Raw genomic sequence first — 717 nt, forward strand, 5'->3', positions numbered from 1 at the left:
ACCCGTACCTGGCCGACCCGGACGGCGAACTGCGGTTCGCCGTCGGCCAGCGCCTGGGGAAGCGCGCGGTGAGAGGAGGGCAGTCCGTCGATGTCTGCCAGGACGAACCTGCCCGGGTTCTCCGACTGTGCCGAGCGGACGAGGCCCCAGACGGTCGCCTGCGCGACGTCCTCGACCTCGTCCTCGGCGGTGGCGGCGACGGCACCGCGGGTGATGAGGACGACGCGCGTGTACGCGAACCGCTCGTCCTCGAGCAGGATCTGGGCGAGCGCCAGCACGCGTGCGACCGCGCCGTGCGCCGCCTCGACCGTGTCGGTGCCCGGTTCGGTCACACACGGGATGAGGAGGGTGTCCGGGGCGGCGAGGCCGTCGTCGACCGCTGCTCCGAGGTCGTACAGGTCGGCGAACCGGCCGCCGGACGGGAGTCCGAAGTCACTGTCGCCCAGGACGATCCAGCCGCTGGTGTCCGGGGCCGTGCCGCTGCTCTGGGCGACCGGCCAGTCGACCCTGAAGAGCGAGTCGTGGTGGGGGCTGCGGGAGGTGCTGAGCTGCTCGGTGGAGACCGGGCGCAGCACGGTCGCACCGACGGAGGCGACGGGCGCCCCGGATTCGTCGGCGAGCGCGACGGACACGGTGTCGGTGCCGGTGCCGGTGGGCGAGAGCCGCACCCGGAGCGCGGAGGCTCCGGCGGCGTACAGGGATACACCAGTCCAGGAG

Annotated in this window: 1 protein-coding gene; it reads right to left on the reverse strand. The window is 73.4% G+C overall.

Annotated features, from left to right (window positions below; all coding sequences use genetic code 11):
• A partial coding sequence (locus IH13_RS0135470) for a SpnB-like Rossmann fold domain-containing protein (protein WP_420713445.1) occupies positions 1-717 on the reverse strand: 717 nt, incomplete at both ends.

It is taken from the genome of Streptomyces sp. NRRL WC-3549, from assembly GCF_000721935.1.
In the GTDB taxonomy this organism is placed as follows: Bacteria; Actinomycetota; Actinomycetes; order Streptomycetales; family Streptomycetaceae; genus Streptomyces.